Annotated in this window: 17 protein-coding genes; 14 read left to right on the forward strand and 3 right to left on the reverse strand. The window is 66.4% G+C overall.

Features of this window, described 5'->3' with window-relative positions; translation table 11 throughout:
* Positions 1–47 precede the first annotated feature (47 nt).
* Genes C2R22_RS00315 through C2R22_RS00360 form a run of 10 tightly spaced genes read left to right on the forward strand, consistent with a single transcriptional unit; the run spans position 48 to position 7,836 of the window.
* A complete protein-coding gene (locus C2R22_RS00315) occupies positions 48–620 on the forward strand; it encodes a Na+/H+ antiporter subunit E (protein ID WP_216824768.1) in 573 nt (190 codons plus the stop codon).
* On the forward strand, positions 617–895 hold the full coding sequence (locus tag C2R22_RS00320; protein WP_103423805.1) for a monovalent cation/H+ antiporter complex subunit F: 279 nt from the start codon (positions 617–619) through the stop codon (positions 893–895). The genes C2R22_RS00315 and C2R22_RS00320 overlap by 4 nt, the downstream gene beginning before the upstream one ends.
* On the forward strand, positions 892–1,263 hold the full coding sequence (gene mnhG / locus C2R22_RS00325; RefSeq protein WP_103423806.1) for a monovalent cation/H(+) antiporter subunit G: 372 nt from the start codon (positions 892–894) through the stop codon (positions 1,261–1,263). Before C2R22_RS00320 ends, mnhG begins: the two co-directional genes overlap by 4 nt.
* Positions 1,260–1,808 (forward strand): DUF4040 domain-containing protein, encoded by a 549-nt coding sequence (locus C2R22_RS00330; RefSeq protein ID WP_103423807.1) that lies wholly within the window; start codon positions 1,260–1,262, stop codon positions 1,806–1,808. Before mnhG ends, C2R22_RS00330 begins: the two co-directional genes overlap by 4 nt.
* Positions 1,805–2,269 carry an MnhB domain-containing protein gene (locus C2R22_RS00335; protein WP_103423808.1) on the forward strand — a complete coding sequence of 155 codons (465 nt, stop codon included), beginning with the start codon at positions 1,805–1,807 and terminating at the stop codon, positions 2,267–2,269. Before C2R22_RS00330 ends, C2R22_RS00335 begins: the two co-directional genes overlap by 4 nt.
* Complete coding sequence (locus tag C2R22_RS00340; RefSeq protein WP_103423809.1) at positions 2,266–2,652, forward strand: cation:proton antiporter subunit C; 387 nt, start codon at positions 2,266–2,268, stop codon at positions 2,650–2,652. Before C2R22_RS00335 ends, C2R22_RS00340 begins: the two co-directional genes overlap by 4 nt.
* Positions 2,649–4,163, forward strand: coding sequence for a complex I subunit 5 family protein (locus C2R22_RS00345; RefSeq protein ID WP_216824769.1), 1,515 nt, complete (start codon positions 2,649–2,651; stop codon positions 4,161–4,163). The genes C2R22_RS00340 and C2R22_RS00345 overlap by 4 nt, the downstream gene beginning before the upstream one ends.
* Positions 4,154–5,698, forward strand: coding sequence for a proton-conducting transporter transmembrane domain-containing protein (locus C2R22_RS00350; RefSeq protein ID WP_103423810.1), 1,545 nt, complete (start codon positions 4,154–4,156; stop codon positions 5,696–5,698). Before C2R22_RS00345 ends, C2R22_RS00350 begins: the two co-directional genes overlap by 10 nt.
* A complete protein-coding gene (locus C2R22_RS00355; RefSeq protein ID WP_103423811.1) occupies positions 5,695–7,395 on the forward strand; it encodes a proton-conducting transporter transmembrane domain-containing protein in 1,701 nt (566 codons plus the stop codon). Before C2R22_RS00350 ends, C2R22_RS00355 begins: the two co-directional genes overlap by 4 nt.
* A gap of 9 nt (positions 7,396–7,404) precedes the next feature.
* Positions 7,405–7,836: a hypothetical protein gene (locus C2R22_RS00360; RefSeq protein WP_216824770.1), complete on the forward strand. Its 432-nt coding sequence runs from the start codon at positions 7,405–7,407 to the stop codon at positions 7,834–7,836.
* A 206-nt stretch (positions 7,837–8,042) separates the two neighbouring features.
* Here C2R22_RS00360 and C2R22_RS00365 read toward each other — a convergent pair whose 3' ends face one another.
* The 3 genes from C2R22_RS00365 to C2R22_RS00375 all read right to left on the reverse strand — a co-directional run bounded on the left by C2R22_RS00365 (position 8,043) and on the right by C2R22_RS00375 (position 11,116).
* A complete protein-coding gene (locus tag C2R22_RS00365; protein WP_103427512.1) occupies positions 8,043–9,770 on the reverse strand; it encodes a methyl-accepting chemotaxis protein in 1,728 nt (575 codons plus the stop codon).
* Positions 9,771–10,021: 251 nt separating this feature from the next.
* Positions 10,022–10,525: a hypothetical protein gene (locus tag C2R22_RS24730; RefSeq protein ID WP_162562299.1), complete on the reverse strand. Its 504-nt coding sequence runs from the start codon at positions 10,523–10,525 to the stop codon at positions 10,022–10,024.
* Positions 10,526–10,789: 264 nt separating this feature from the next.
* Complete coding sequence (locus C2R22_RS00375; protein WP_103423813.1) at positions 10,790–11,116, reverse strand: NifU family protein; 327 nt, start codon at positions 11,114–11,116, stop codon at positions 10,790–10,792.
* 464 nt (positions 11,117–11,580) lie between these two features.
* Here C2R22_RS00375 and C2R22_RS00380 point away from each other — a divergent pair, with 464 nt between their 5' ends.
* The 4 genes from C2R22_RS00380 (at position 11,581) to C2R22_RS00400 (ending at position 14,793) form a co-directional block, all read left to right on the forward strand.
* The gene (locus C2R22_RS00380; RefSeq protein ID WP_103427513.1) at positions 11,581–11,994 is read left to right on the forward strand and encodes a metal-dependent transcriptional regulator; all 414 of its coding nucleotides are present in this window, start codon (positions 11,581–11,583) and stop codon (positions 11,992–11,994) included.
* Between the two features lie 58 nt (positions 11,995–12,052).
* Positions 12,053–12,751: a DUF2270 domain-containing protein gene (locus tag C2R22_RS00385; protein WP_103427514.1), complete on the forward strand. Its 699-nt coding sequence runs from the start codon at positions 12,053–12,055 to the stop codon at positions 12,749–12,751.
* 850 nt (positions 12,752–13,601) lie between these two features.
* Positions 13,602–13,799 carry a DUF4177 domain-containing protein gene (locus C2R22_RS00395; RefSeq protein ID WP_103427516.1) on the forward strand — a complete coding sequence of 66 codons (198 nt, stop codon included), beginning with the start codon at positions 13,602–13,604 and terminating at the stop codon, positions 13,797–13,799.
* A complete protein-coding gene (locus C2R22_RS00400; RefSeq protein WP_103423814.1) occupies positions 13,792–14,793 on the forward strand; it encodes a hypothetical protein in 1,002 nt (333 codons plus the stop codon). Before C2R22_RS00395 ends, C2R22_RS00400 begins: the two co-directional genes overlap by 8 nt.
* Positions 14,794–14,866: the final 73 nt, after the last annotated feature.

The following is a 14,866-nucleotide window of genomic DNA, read 5'->3' on the forward strand; positions in this document are numbered from 1 at the left end:
CAGAATATGATTAAATTGCGGACCGGTGGTCGCTTGGGAGGCGGGGCGTGACCCGACTGGCAGTGGCGACCGGGTCGACGCGGTCGACGGCCACCCGATTCGGCGCGACGGTGCTCGTCGCGTTCGGCTTCTACCTCGCGCTCGGCGACCCGACCGACCCGTTCGACCTCGTGACCGGCGCGGTGAGTGCGCTGGTCGTCGGCGCCGTCTTGGGGCGCATCGCCTTCGAGCGAACGCCCTCCGTTGCGACCGCCGGGGCGTTCGGCCGCGCGCTCGTCTTCCTCCCGGTGCTTCTCGCTGCGGTCGTCCGTGCCAACCTCTCGCTGGTCCGCGTCGTCCTCGACCCCGACCTTCCCATCGACCCGGCCGTGGTTCGCGTTCCGGCGCCCCAGAGCGCCTTCGGTCGCGCGCTCTTAGCGAACAGTATCACTCTCACTCCCGGAACCGTCACCGTCGACGTGGCCGACGGCGAACTCGTCGTCCACGCGCTGACCGCCGCGAGCAGAGCGGATCTCTTGGAAGGCTCGCTCGCGCGCTGGGTCGCGTACGTCACGGGTGAACCGCTCCCCGCGCCCGACGCCGAAACCGCTGTCGAGGGACGGACGGAGGGGTCGGTGTGACACCCCTGGTCTCGACGGCACTGCTCGCAGGCAGCGCCGCGCTCGTCGTTCTCGCCGCCGCGCTCTGCTGGCGCGTCGTCGTGGGACCGACGACGGCGGACCGCGTCGTCGCGGTCAACGTCGTCGGCACCGCGGCCGTCGTCGTCATCGCGCTCCTCGGCGCGGCGCTGGGTGAACCGGGCTTCCTCGACGTGGCGCTCGTGTACGCCCTGCTGAACTTCCTGCTCTCGCTCGGTCTCGCGCGGTTCTCCGTCGAGCAGGGGGGGCTGCTGTGACGCCGTACGAGGCCGCCGTCGTCGCCCTCGTCGCCGCGAGCGTCTTCTTCTCGCTCGTCGCTGTCGTCGGCTTCGCCCGCCTCCCGGACGTGTTCGCCCGTGCCCACGCGGCGTCGAAGAGCGAGACGCTCGGCGCGCTGTTCGGCCTGCTCGCCGCCGCCGTCGCCTTCGGACAGGGCGCGACGACGGTGAAACTCGCGCTGCTCGCGATGTTCCTCCTCGTGACCGGGCCGACGGCCGCTCACGCCATCGTCCGGGCGGCCGCGCTCGCCGGGGCGACGCCGTGGACCCGTTCGAACCGGGACCCGGGACCGTCCACTCACGACCGGCCCGAGGCGACGACCGGCACCGGTGGAGGCTCCCGATGATTCCCTCCGACGTCCTGCTCGTCGCTCTGCTGGGCTTCGTCGTCGTGACCGCCCTGGCGACGGCCGCCGCGCGGACACTCCTCGCAACGCTCGTCGCATTCGCCGCGTACAGCCTCGGCCTCGCGATGGTCTGGGTGTTCTTCCGCGCACCCGACGTCGCGCTCACCGAGGCGGCCGTCGGCGCCGGCGTCACCACCGCGCTGTTCCTCCTCGTGGTCCGCCGGGCGACCGACCCCGAGACGGGACGCCTCCCCGAGGCACCCGCAGAGCGGATGCGCCCCGCGTCGTTCGCCGTCGCCGGCCTCGTGACCGTCGGGTTGCTCCTCACGGTGCCGGCGCTCCCCGCTGTGGGGGCGGCTGACTCCCCGGCGTTCGGCGCCGTCACGGAGTTTTACCTCGCCGACACGGTCGACCGCGGCATCGACAACGCCGTGACCGCCGTTCTCGTCGTCTACCGCGGGTTCGACACGTTCGGCGAAATCGCGGTCGTCTTCGCGGCCGCCGTCGCGGTGCTGGCCGTCCTCGGCCGGGAGACGGTCGTATGAGCGGCGCGCCCCGGCGGGCGGACAGTCCGGTCGTCACGGTGACCGTCCGGACCCTCGCGCCGTTCGTCCTGACGTTCGCGCTCTTCACGCTCTTTCACGGGACCAGTTCGGTCGGCGGCGGCTTCCAGGGCGGCGTCGTCGTCGCGGCGACAGTGGTGACGCTCGCGTTCGCCTTCGGCGTCCGCGACACCGCCGCGTGGCTCTCCGCGGGGACGCTCCGCGCGCTCGTCGTCACCGCGCCGCTCGTCTTCGTCGCCGTCGCCCTCGCCGGCGTCGCCAGCGGCGGCGCCTTCCTGCAGTTCGATACCCTCCCGATTCCGAAGGCATCGGTGTACGCCACGGAGGCCATCGAACTCGGCATCGGCGCAACCGTCGGGGCCGTCATCGTCGTGCTGTTCGTCGCCCTCGCCGGACCGTCCGCCGACGCGGACGCTCGGACCGACGGAGGTGAGCGCGCGTGACCGTCACGTCGGCGCTCTCGCAGTCGGGCGCGTACGTCGTCTACGCGCTCTTGGTCGGCGTCGGTCTGTTCGTCCTCGTCGACGAGGACGACCTCGTGAAGAAGGTCGTCGGCCTGAACCTCTTTCAGACGGGGGTCTTCCTGTTCTTCATCACGGCGGCGTTCCGAACCGGCGGGCGCGCCCCTCTCGTCTCCGCGGCCGGGCCGTACGTCAACCCCCTGCCGCACGTGCTCATCCTGACGGCCATCGTCGTCGGCGTGAGCGTCACGGCCGTCGCGCTGGCGCTGGTCGTCCGACTCTCCGACGCCCACGGTACGTTCAGCGAACGCGAGATCCGAGCGAAGCGAGAGGGCCCGACAGTCCCGGAGGAACCCCAGCCGTGACCCCGAGCGACCTCCTCCCACTTCTCGTCGCGCTCCCGCTCGTCGGTGCCGTCGCGCCGTTCGTCCTCGGCGCGACCCGACGCGGCCGCGTCGTGACGGCGGGGATTCTGACCGCACAGGTCGCGCTCGCGCTCGCCGTCACGGTCGTCGTCGCGACGAGCGGGCCGGTCTGGACCGTCGTGGGCGGCCTGCCCGCCGCGGTGGGAATCGCCCTCGTCGTCGACCCGGTGTCGAGCGTCTTCGTCGTCCTCGTCGCCGTGGCCTCCTGGCTCCTCTACGTCACGGTCCGGACCGACGCCACCGGTCCCACCGACAGCCTGTGGCTCCTCTTCACCGCCGGCCTGACGGGCATGACCGTCACCGCCGACGTGTTCAACCTCTACGTCTTCCTCGAAATCTCGGGGCTGGCGGCGTACGCACTCGTCGCGAGTCGTCGGGGGACGAGGGCGGCGCTCGCCGCGCTCCACTACCTCCTCGTGGGGACCGTCGGGGCGACCCTGTACCTCCTCGGTGTCGGCTACCTCTACGTCGCCACCGGCACGCTCGCGATGGCGGACCTCCGGACCGCCCTCCCCGCGGTCGGCTACGACTCGCCGCTCGTCGTCGCGGCGTTCGTTCTCATCGCCGTCGGGTTGGGCGTGAAGCTCGCGCTGTTCCCGCTCCACGCGTGGAAGCCCGACGCCTACGCCGCCTCGGCGCTCGACGTGAGCGCGCTGCTGGCGACGCTCGGCTCTACCGTCCCGGGCTACGCGCTCGTCCGTCTCGTCTTCGACGTGTTCACCGGGTCGTTCCTCGCGGCGGTGCCCCTCGCGGAGGTGGGCCTCCTCGCCGCCGGCCTCGTCAGCGTCGCCGCGGGCGGCTACCTCACCTTCCGGCAGACCGACGTCCGCCGCTTCCTCGCGTACTCCTCCATCCTGCAGTTCGGGCTCGTCGTCGTCGGGGTGGCGCTGGCGACGCCCGCGGCCGTGACGGCGGCGCTCGTCCTCCTCGTGGCGAACGCCGTCGCCAAGGGCGGCCTCTACGTCGCCGTCGGCCTGTTCGACCGGGAGTTCGGCGCGACGACGGTCGCCGACTACGCCCGACTCGCCCGCGACGCTCCCGTCGTCGCTGTCGGCGTCGCCTGCGCGTTCGCCTCGCTCGTCGGCCTCCCGCCCACCGTGGGCTTCGCCGGCAAGTGGTATCTCGCGCTCGCCGCTGTTGAGACTCGAGCGTGGCTCGTCGCGGGCGTCGTCCTCCTCAGCACGCTCGTCTCGCTCGCGTACGCGGGCCGCGTGGTGGAGCGGCTCTTCCTCGCGCCCGAACCGGTGGCGGTCGGTTCGGCGCCCGTCGTCACCGACGGTGGGGAGGCCGCGTCCGAGGCCAAACCCGCGTCCGGGACGGCCGTTTCCCCCGCGTTCCGCCGGCGCGCGACCGGCGTGGTCGTCGTCTCGGCGGTCGCCCTCGTCGGTCTCGGCCTCGGCTCGACGGCGCTGGCCGAGTGGGTCGCGCCGGTCGTGGAGGGGTGGCTGTGATCGGGGAGTACCTGCCGCTCGCCGCCGTCGCGATTCCGGCACTCGCGGTGCCGCTGGTCTACGCCGTCAGCGCGCGTGCGAACCTCAGAGAGGCCGTGACGCTCCTCGCGTCCCTGGTGCTCCTCGCGACCGTCTGGCTCATGGTCCAGGCGCCCGGGACGCCCGCCACGTCGCTCGGCTCGGTCGCCGGCGTCGAGTTCGTCCTCCGGGCCGACGCGGCCGGCCTGCTCTTCGCCCTGTTGGCGGCGACGCTGTGGCTCGTCACCAGCGTCTACAGCATCGGCTACATGCGAACCCTGCGGGAGGAGTCACAGACGCGGTACTTCGCCGCTTTCGCCGCGAGCATCGCCGCCACGATGGGCGTCGCCCTCTCGGCGAACCTGTTCACGCTGTTCGTCTTCTACGAACTGCTGACGCTCGCGACCTACCCGCTCGTCGTTCACGCGGGCTCGGAGACGGCCCGGAACGCCGGCCGGACGTACGTCGCGTACACGCTCGGCGGCGGCGTCGCCGTCCTCGCGGGCGTCGTCCTCGTCGCCGTCCTCACCGGGACGGTGGCGTTCACGCCGGGCGGCATCGCCGCGCTCGCGACTGCGGACCCGACACTCGCCCGCGCCGCGTTCGCCCTGCTCGTCGTCGGCTTCGGCGTCAAGACGGCGTTCGTCCCGCTCCACTCGTGGCTCCCGGCCGCGATGGTCGCCCCGACGCCCGTCTCCGGACTCCTCCACGCCGTCGCCGTCGTCAAGAGCGGCGTGTTCGCGCTCGCGCGAACGGTCCTCTACACCTTCGGACCGGAGACGACGTGGGACCTCGGCGTCGGCCTCCCGCTCGCCGTCGCCGCCGCCGCCACGATGCTCGTCGCGGGCGTCGTCGGCATCCGCCAGGACAACCTCAAGCGCGGGCTGGCGTACTCGACCATCGGCCAACTGTCGTACATCGCGCTCGGCCTCGGCCTCGCGACCCCGCTCGCGGTGTTCGGCGCGCTGCTGCACGTGGTCGCCCACGCGTTCATGAAGATCACCCTGTTCTTCGCGGCGGGGCTGGTGTACGCCGAGACCGGCGAGAAGTACGTCTCGGACCTCGCGGGCATCGGCCGACGCCTCCCGCTGACGATGACGGCCTTCGCCGTCGCCGCGGCGGGACTCGTCGGCTTCCCGCTCGTGGCGGGCTTCGTCAGCAAGTTCCACCTCGTCCTCGGGGCGGCGGCGGTCTCTCCCGTGGTCGTCGCGGTCTACCTCGTCGCGGGCGTGTTGAAGCTGCTGTACTTCTGGCCGGTCGTCTACGTGGCGTTCTTCGGCGAGCGCGGCGACGACGGATCGGCGAGTCGGCACGCGTTCGCTCCGCCACACGCGACCGACGGTGGGTACGTCACTCCCACTCGGTGGGAACGCCGGTCGCTCGGCGCGGAGACCACGCCGTTCCTCCTCGTCCCCGTCCTCGTGACGGCCGGCGGGGCGGTCCTCCTGGGCGTCGTCCCGACCGCGCTCCCGTTCTGGGAACTCGCCGAGACCGTCGTGTGGGAGGTGTTCGGATGACCGACGTGCTCACCCTGCCGCTCTGGGTCGCGTTCGTCGTCGCAGCAGTCGCCGCTGCGACGCTGCCGCGGAGGCCGGGGCACGCCCTCGCGGTCGCTCTCACGCTCGTAACGGTCCCGTGGGCGTTCGCGCTCCCGGCCGGCACCGTCCTCTCGGTGGCACCGCTGGGCTTCGAGCAGGTCCTCCTCCGCGTGGACGGTCTGACTCGCCCCGTCGCCGCGCTGTTCGGGTTCGTCGCCGCCGCGAACGTGCTCTACGGCTACGCGACCGGTGCCGACGGCCGGCAGACCGCGTACGCCCTCTGCTACATGGGCGCGGGCGTCGCCGCCGTCGTCGCCGGGGACTGGCTGACGCTCCTCGTCGCGTGGGAACTGCTGGCCGTCGCCTCCACCGTGTTGGTCTGGCACCACGGCGGCGAGGCCGTCCGGGTCGCGTTCAGGTACGCCGTCTACCACCTTCTCGGCGGGGCGTTCCTCGTCGCGGGCGTCGCGCTGCAGTTCACGGCGACGGGGACGTTCCTCTACGGCGACGGCTTCACCCCCGGCCTGCCGACCGCGCTCGCGCTGGTCGGCGTGAGCGTCAACCTCGGCGTCGTCGGTCTCCACGCCTGGCTCTCGGAGACCTACCCGGTGCCGCACGTCGCCGCGAGCGTCGTGCTGGCGGGCTTCACCACGAAGGTCGCCGTCTACGTCCTCGCGCGCGTCGTCCCCGACGGGAGCGTCGTCGTCGCCTGGCTCGGCGCCGTGATGATCCTGTACGGCGTGACGCAGGCGGTCCTCCAGACCGATCTGCGACGACTGCTCTCGTACCACATCGTCTCGCAGGTGGGGTACATGGTCGTCGCCGTCGGCATCGGCACGGCCGCCGGCCTCACGGGCGCGTTCGCCCACCTGACGGCACACGTCCTCTACAAGGGCCTGCTGTTCATGGTCGCCGGCGCCATCGTCATCCGCACGGGGGAGGAGTCGCTGAAGCGCCTCGGCGGCCTCGCCCGGCGGATGCCGCTCACGTTCGCGACGTTCCTCGTCGCGGCGCTGGCCATCGCGGGCTTCCCCGGTTTCTCCGGCTTCGTCAGCAAGGGCCTCGTCACCAAGGCTGTCGAGAGCGCCGGCACCGGCGTCGCGCTCGGTCCCCTCGGCGGGGACCTGCTCTGGTGGGCGCTCGTCGCCGGGAGCGTCGGCACGGTCCTGTCGTTCGCGAAGTTCGGCTACTACGCGTTCGTCCGCGCCGCCCCCGCCCGGGTTCCCGTCGCCCGCGCCCCCCGGACGCTGTCCGTCTCGCTCGTCGTCGTCGCCGTGCCCTGCGTCCTCTTCGGGGTCTTTCCCACCGCCTTCTTGGGGCTGTTCGCCGGCGACCCGGGGAGCTTCGAGCCGTACGCGGCGAGCGAACTCACGAAGGCGCTCGCGGCCACCGCCGTCGGCGTCGTCGGCTTCGTCGTCCTCCGCGGGCCAATCGCCCGCCTCCCGGCCGTCGACGTCGACCGGGTGCTGCACCCGGCGGCGGCGCGGGTCGCCACCGCGACGGCAGCGTCGTTCGTCCGCGTCGGCGACGCGGCGTCGGCGAGGGGCGCGGCCCTCTCGGCCCACCTCGGCTCGCTGGCCGGGCGGGACGAGCGCGTCGACACGTCGCTCCACGCGGCGCTGTGGGCGCTGGCGCTCACGACGGCGCTCGCGCTGCTCGCCGCGGCACTCGCGTGACCCAGAGACATGATACACAACATACTCACCATGCTGTTCACCAACAACACGACACCCGACTACGACCGCCTCGTCAGTATGCTCCAGGACCGCTTCGGCGACGACCTCCGCTGGGTCGCGTCGTTCGAATCGGAGCGGTACGACTACACCGTCCACTACGTCCGGCCGGACCTGAAGACGGAACTGTCGAGCCACGAGTTCGACGTCGTCGTCCACCGCTCGATCGCGCTGTTCCGCCGGCCGTACATCGAGGAGGTGTACACGCACCTCGGCCCCGCCCGGACGCTCGTCGTCGAGCACGACCGCGCCACGGCGGTCCACCTCTACCTCACCGAGACCGAGGGCGTCATCATCAAGGTCGCCGCCGGCAACGAGATATCGCTCCCGGGGTTCCCCGACGACTGTCTCGCTGCCCTGTTCCCCGACGAGGAGGAGCCGTAATCGCCCGGCTGAACGGTCGGGCCGGCGGCAGCCGTCTTACGACCGCCGGTCGTTCGACGGGCGATAGACGACGCGGCCCTCGACGCATCCGAGACGCCGTCCGTCGGGACGGTCGTCTCCGCGTCGTGACGTACGGTCGAACGGTTCTCGAATCAGCCGACGGGTGCGCGCCGTGCCGCGCTCGAAAAGCGTGAAACCGTCGACGCTCAGCTGCGGGTCGGCTCGCAGGTGAACGCGTCGAGTTGTTCTTGGAGGTCCCCGGTCTGGGTGGTGAGTTCGTCGAGCTGGGACCGGACGTCGGAGATGGTCGACGCGCGGGTCTCGGCGCGGTCCGCGAGCGACTCGCTCTGTTCGGCGACCGACCGGGCTTCGTCGGCGACGCGCGTGATGGCGTCGACGACCTCTTCGGTCGTTCGCGCGCCGTCGTCGGTGGCTGCGGCGACCTCCGTCACCGAAACGTCGACGCCCTCGACGGTCGTCGTCAGGTCGGTGAACGCCGTGCCCGCGTCTGCCGTGGTCTCCTTGCCGGTCTCGATCTGTGCTTTGGTCTGCTCCATCTCGCGCTGGACGCGCTTGACGTCCTCGATGGTCTCGTCGATGGTGAGACTGATGGCGGCCGAGTGGTCTTGCGTCTCGTCGGCGAGCGACTTCACCTCGTCGGCGACGACGGCGAACCCCTCGCTGTCGTTGACCGCCCGCGCGGCCTCGATGTTGGCGTTGAGCGCGAGCGTGTTCGTCTGCTCGGCGATGGACTCGATGAGGTCGGTGCTCTCGGAGACCTCGTCCATCCGGGTGTCGAGCGAGTCGACCAGCGCGGCGAGTTCGCCGACGCTCCGCTCGATGTGTTCGATGGCCTCGACCGCCGCCGCCGCGGTGTTGGTCCCCGCGTCGGTGGCGTCGGCCGCGTTCCCGGCCTCGTTCGACACCTGATCGGCGTTGGCGGCAATCTCCTCGATAGTCGCCGAGAGGTTGCTCAGTTCGCCCGTGGTCGATTCGAGGTTGCTCGCCTGGTCTCTGACGTCGGTCGCGAACGCGCGGACGTCGGACGCGAGTTGCTGCTGGGCCTGTTCGAGCGTCTCGGCGTCGTCGTGGACCGACCGCGTCGTCCGCTCCACGCTGGTCGCGAACTCCCGGAGGTCGACGATGGTCGCGGAGAGTTCGTGCTTCATCTCGCTGAACGCGTCGCTGATGGCCGCGATGGCCTCGATGTCGGTGTTCTTCGGCGGTTCGGCGGTGAAGTCACCCTTCGAAACCGCGTTCATGGCCGTGGCGAGTTCGTCCGCCTGCACCACCAACTGCCTGTTCAGTTCCTCGACCTCGGCCTTCGCCTCCTCGCTGTCTTTGACGTTCTGGATCTGCTGTCTCGTCTCCTCGCGGGAGCGCTCGATGGAGAACCAGTTCGACACCAGCGCCGCACAGAGGCCGAGGAGGAAGACGGCGTGGACGAACCCCCATCCCATCGGGTTCGCGACGGCGTCGGGGTGGTTGTACACCGCCTCGGGGTACGTCATCCCGAACATGCTGTGTTCGACGGCGACGTACACGATACCGACGGCGAAGGGGAGGTAGTCCTCGTAGGTGGCGATGACGCCCGCGACGACGAAGAAGTGAAAGTGCGCCTCGATGAACCCGCCGGAGAAGTACACTAAGAGCGCCGAACTCGTCATCAGCCCGACCGACGCGACGGATGCACGGACGCGTCGAGGGAGCCCCGACCACCACGCGACTGCCGTGATGGCGGTGATTACTCCGACACCGCCGACGGCGTGTTCGAGCGGGACGGCCGTGAAATCAGTGCCGGTGATGTACGGGTCGGTTCCGTTGAACGTTCCGAGCGCGAAGAGAAGCGGGACGTGCGCGAGTAAGAGGACGAGGATGTTGCGGTGGCGTTTCTCCCAGGCTTCCTGTGGAAGCGACTCCCCCGCGGGACGTATCTGATGATGTTCCCGATAGTGTGCCGGAGTTCTCGGAAGCCGAGGTTTCGACTCGGCGAGTCCGGCGTACTCGTTGCCATACCTCCTAGGTGTCAATCGCGTTGAAATGGATTGCGTCCCGTGTATCAATCGAGATAATACTCCTCCTCACGAGGCTTTCGGCGATTCGGGATCGGATAACTAGTTCTATTCAAAAATATAGAAACTTGTATAACCCGGTTTCCGCGAACGAGTCGTGACCGGGGGTGTGCTCAGTGGCTAGTCCACTGACAGTCCGGACAGTTCTGGATGCCGTGGACGTTGACCGTCGACGTGGCGCAGTTCGGACACGCGGCCGTCCCGCCGTCGGCCACGACGGTTTCGGCGGTTTCGCTCGACGCCGCTTCACCGGGAACCGTGGGGTGACACGCCCGACACAGCCATCTGGTCACCCGGTGCGTCATCGCAACGCCGTACTCGCGGTACCGCACGACCTGTTCGACGTCGTCTCCGCAACTCTCGCACGCTATCATGACTGGACGATAGACCTTGTATATGAAGAACGTTATCCTACATGTGCTCTTATGGCTCGGATATTCTCCGTAATACCTTATATCCTGAATACATCTGGATGTCCGTCCAGCGCCCAACACGATATCTCGACGGCGCGTCTCCACCGAGTGTCGCGCGTTCTGCCGCCGTCGTCTCCTCGCGGCCGTCGACGCCCCCGCAACCGGGATGGCCGTCTTCCGGAGCGCGTGCCTGTCGAGAGTCATCGGCGTCTCACGACCGGAGCGCGTCGACCGGACGGTCGTTGGCGGCTTTCCACACGGGGTCGGTCCCGCTCACGACGCTGGAGACGACCACGTTCGTCGTGATATGCTATTTCCGAACTATGACACGTGTCCGCCACAGATTAGGCACAAATCCGACCGAACGGTCGACTCTCCGGGCCGCTTTCGAGACTGTAGCGGTCTCGTCCGGACGGCGCTTCGCTCTGTCGCTCCCGAAAAAACACCGCGACCGATCGTCTCCGCCGTTCAGAACGGCGGGTCGTAGTCCTCGTACTCCTCCATCTCGTCCATCTCGTCGATCTTCGACGGCATCACCGCTGCTCGGGGGCCGCCCGCCCGAACGACCTTGACCTCCGAAACCCCGTCGACGCTCTCGGGCAGGCGGTGTTCGATGGCCTTCATGGTCATCGGGGCGATACCGCACCCCGAACAGGCGCCGCCGATGGCGACGGTCACCTGTCCGGCCTCCTCGTCGACCTCTCGAATCTCGAAGTTGCCACCGTGCTGCTGGATCTGCGGGACGTTGTTGCTCAGGTAGTTCCGCGTCTGCCGTTCGAGGCCTTGAGTGCTCATTGCGTTCGATGGTATGGGCGGATATATCATAAATCTGTTCTTTTAGGTGGCCCTAAAGAATGGGGTTACAGGGTCCCAAATACGGAATCTGTCGATTTAGAGCCAGATAATGAGTTTATTCTGGTAATTTTTCGCACCACCTAAAAACCCGGAACGGTGGTGTCTCCCTCGATTTAGGGGTGCCTAAAATCCGAAAATGTTTTGACTATTTAGGCCACCCTAAAAAATATGCGTCACGCGGAGACACCGGGACGGTATCGGACCGGGTTCGACCACGACGCCGACGGAACGGACGGGTTCACGCCGGATGCGGCATCGGACAGTCGTAACGCTCGGCGTTCGGCCGGGGCGTAATCCGTGAGCCACGGACCTCGGCGGGTCGTCGTCCCCGTCGCGAACGACCCGGTGTGTCGGCTCTGTCCTTCGTTCGGAAGACGCCACGACACACCGGGATGCGTGAGCGGATGAGCGAGGCGTCACAGTACCTGCTCGCCGTCTACCTCGTCGAACGGGAGGCGTCGGCACCGGTTGCGCCCGGTACCGTCGCCGACGCCGTCAACCGGTCGCCGTCCGCGGCGACCGAGATGCTCCAGCGCCTCGACGAACGGGGCCTCGTGGTTCACGAACCGTACGAGGGAGCATCGTTGACCCCTGCCGGGCGCGACACGGCCGAAGAACTGCACGAGACGTATCTCGTCCTCTCGCGGTTCTTCCGCGACGTGCTCGAACTGGACGACTACGACGACGAGGCCATGCGACTCGCGGGGAACGTGAGTCCGGTCGTCGCCGAGCAGTTGGCGACGAACCTCCTCGATGACGAAGACACCCAGATGCGGAGGGACACGACGCATCAGTTCGTCGGCGACGGCGACGGGTGAGTCTGACACCACACTCCGTTATCCGAGTCTGGCCAACGGCGAGAACTCTCGTGACGTGATGATCGACTCTGAGGTCGCTGACGGAATTTTGGACGATCTCTCCACCTACGAGTACGCATCTGAACGTCACGTCTGCTTTCTCCTCATATGGCGTGCACCGCTCCGGAGAGGCGCTACTCATGCACTGGATGTGGACGACTACGATCCACAGGAAGTGTCGCTGGACGTTCGCCACCACCCGGAGACGGGGACACCAATCAAAAACAAGCGCGATGGGGAACGATTCATTGACCTCTCAGAAGAGACACACCCGTCGCACACGATTCAGCCATCGTACACCAGTCTATGGTACGATGTATATCGATCGCGTATTCGGATGCTTCAGCAGAATCTCTTCGCAAATGCGCTCGACCCGTCCCAGGGCACCGAACATCCGGACTGGCGAGTAGAACTCAGCAACGATTACCGGACGCCAAAGTTGAAAGTCACGTTCCGGGAGGCACTCGCTAACCGACTTCGACGTGTCTACCTCGCCCTGTTCGGGGTGTTGCTCGCTGCTTGGATCTTCCGCATCACAGTCACGCCTCGTCAAGATTGGCTCACCACCGCCGCAATTGCCGCTGCTCCTGGTTCCGTCGTGGTTGGGGTCGTCGCCACATTCTCCGTGACGGTACTCGGCATTGCGATATGGCCTCACAAACGACAGGCAAAGGGAGAGTCCCGTGAAGGCGATCCGGAGACGTGGAACGAGGATTAAGCATAGTGATGACTAACGGCCCCTCCCGATTTCGTCGATACTACCCGTCCTGTGTTGTCTAAACTCGGTCAGCAGTCGATGTCTCTCTCACTGGCGCTCAACAAGCTGGAAGTGTCACTACGGACCGATATCGACCCGTAAGCATGAGATTCCACTGCACGACGCGGGAAAATAACGGCTACGGGTCAGGATGTAAGTACCGATGAAACCTATTCCAAAGACTGTGTTACTTTCAGCAAGATCCGGTAGACTTAGACGACTTTGCGTCCGCTGGTGGTTACATTTAACTTTTCAATTGTTGTTGAGTTCACCGAATTGCTCGCGACAAGTATCGCGTCTTGATGTGCAGGAAGCGAGAGAATCACTGTCGTCTGACCGGCATCGACTTGTGTCGATTGGAACGTTTGACCGTCTTCTTCGATCGCAGTTATGGTTGTCACATTCGAACCATTATCGCTTGATTTCAGGCTGATTTTCGTTCGAATACCGGGACCAGACCACGGTTCAGTAGCTGAGATGTGCTCGACAACGGTTGAATTATTCGTATCCGCCGAGACTGTCGGACTGAGCGTGAGACACCCGCTGAAGACGAGACTACAGGCCACTATCGTCGTGAGGAGGGCTCGTTTGTGAGGGGTTTTGATCACACAGTGTTGTTGCGTACACGCTCAAAAAGATTCCCCTGCAGAGCACTGGGCTGGGCTACGGAGGAGATATGTCGCTCAACTCCGCCTGGCTACGAAACTACGTCTCTCTCCCCCTGTAATTTAAATCGAACAATAAATAGATGGAATAAAAAGGGTAGTGGAGCAAGCACCCGAACTAAACGAGCGGGAGTTATACCATGATCATGGACGGCAATAATCCATCAAAATGGGAGTACAAGACGCTCGAACCGCCGAAGGGATTGACGAAGCGTGAGACTATCGACCCCACAGAGGAGTTGAACGAACTCGGCGCGGAAGGTTGGGAACTCACCGCCACGCTCGATTACGACAGGGGTGGAACGAAGCTACTGCTCCTCAAGCGACCGGTGTACGATGAGTGAGCTTGACCTCTCGAGTCCCGACAAGCTCCGTAAACGAACCGGGGTGAACGAATACCTGTTTTGGGTACTTCTTGGAGCAAACCGTTGGCTCCTCGCAGGAGTGCTCGCCCTCGTCGTCTTCATCTCGTTCATGAGTTTCGGGTTTCTCAAGCCGGTTTCGATCCAATCGACCATGGAGACGAGCGACATGGTCGAGACGGTCTTCGCGGGACTTGTGGGTGCGATTATCACCAGTACGACGCTAGTGGTCTCAATCAACCAGTTGGTGCTCTCCCAAGAGATTGGGTCTCTCGGCACCCAACGGAGCCGAATGGACGTAACGATGGATTTCTACCAGAATATCGACGATCTGATCGGAGAGACCAAACCCGTTGTTCCGGCTGATTTGCTCGATGAACTCATCAAGACGAGCGTACACCGAGCAGGAACGCTCCGAGAGACGATTTCCGAGAACGGGGACGACGAACTCCGTCGCCGGGTCAACGAGTACGTAGACGACCTCGAAGAAAGCGCAGATACCGCTCGAGAAGAGCTTGAAGGGGTGGATTTCGGATCGTTCGCGGTCGTTTCGCCAGCCTTGGACTTCGACTACAGCCGGAAGATGCACGACATCCGGCGCCTCGGCGAGCAGTACGAAGACAGTCTCAGTAGGGAGGAACGCAGGGCGTTTAGAGAGATGCTGGAAGCCGTAACGATGTTCGGTCCGGTTCGCGAGTATGTCAAGGTGCTGTACCTCCAGTGGGCGCTCGTTAAACTCTCTCGCGCGATTCTTTACGCGTCAGTCCCAGCGCTCATCGTTGCCGGTGGGGTTGTAGTCTTCGTCGATGCGACCACGTTCTCAGGGACGCTGCTGGGCTTTGACACCGTTCTCTGGGTTGTCAGTGCTAGCTTCACGATATCAGTCACGCCGTTTCTGGTATTTGCCGCCTACGTGCTCCGACTTGCGACGCTTGCGAAACAGACGCTCACAGTGGGGCCGCTCATTCTCAGTTAAAGCCACCAATACATACGGTTCTAAGAGAGAGTGGCACCGCTCATGATGAAACCGGATTAAAACCTGACTCGAT

The sequence above is a fragment of the Salinigranum rubrum genome (assembly GCF_002906575.1).
In the GTDB taxonomy this organism is placed as follows: domain Archaea; phylum Halobacteriota; class Halobacteria; order Halobacteriales; family Haloferacaceae; genus Salinigranum; species Salinigranum rubrum.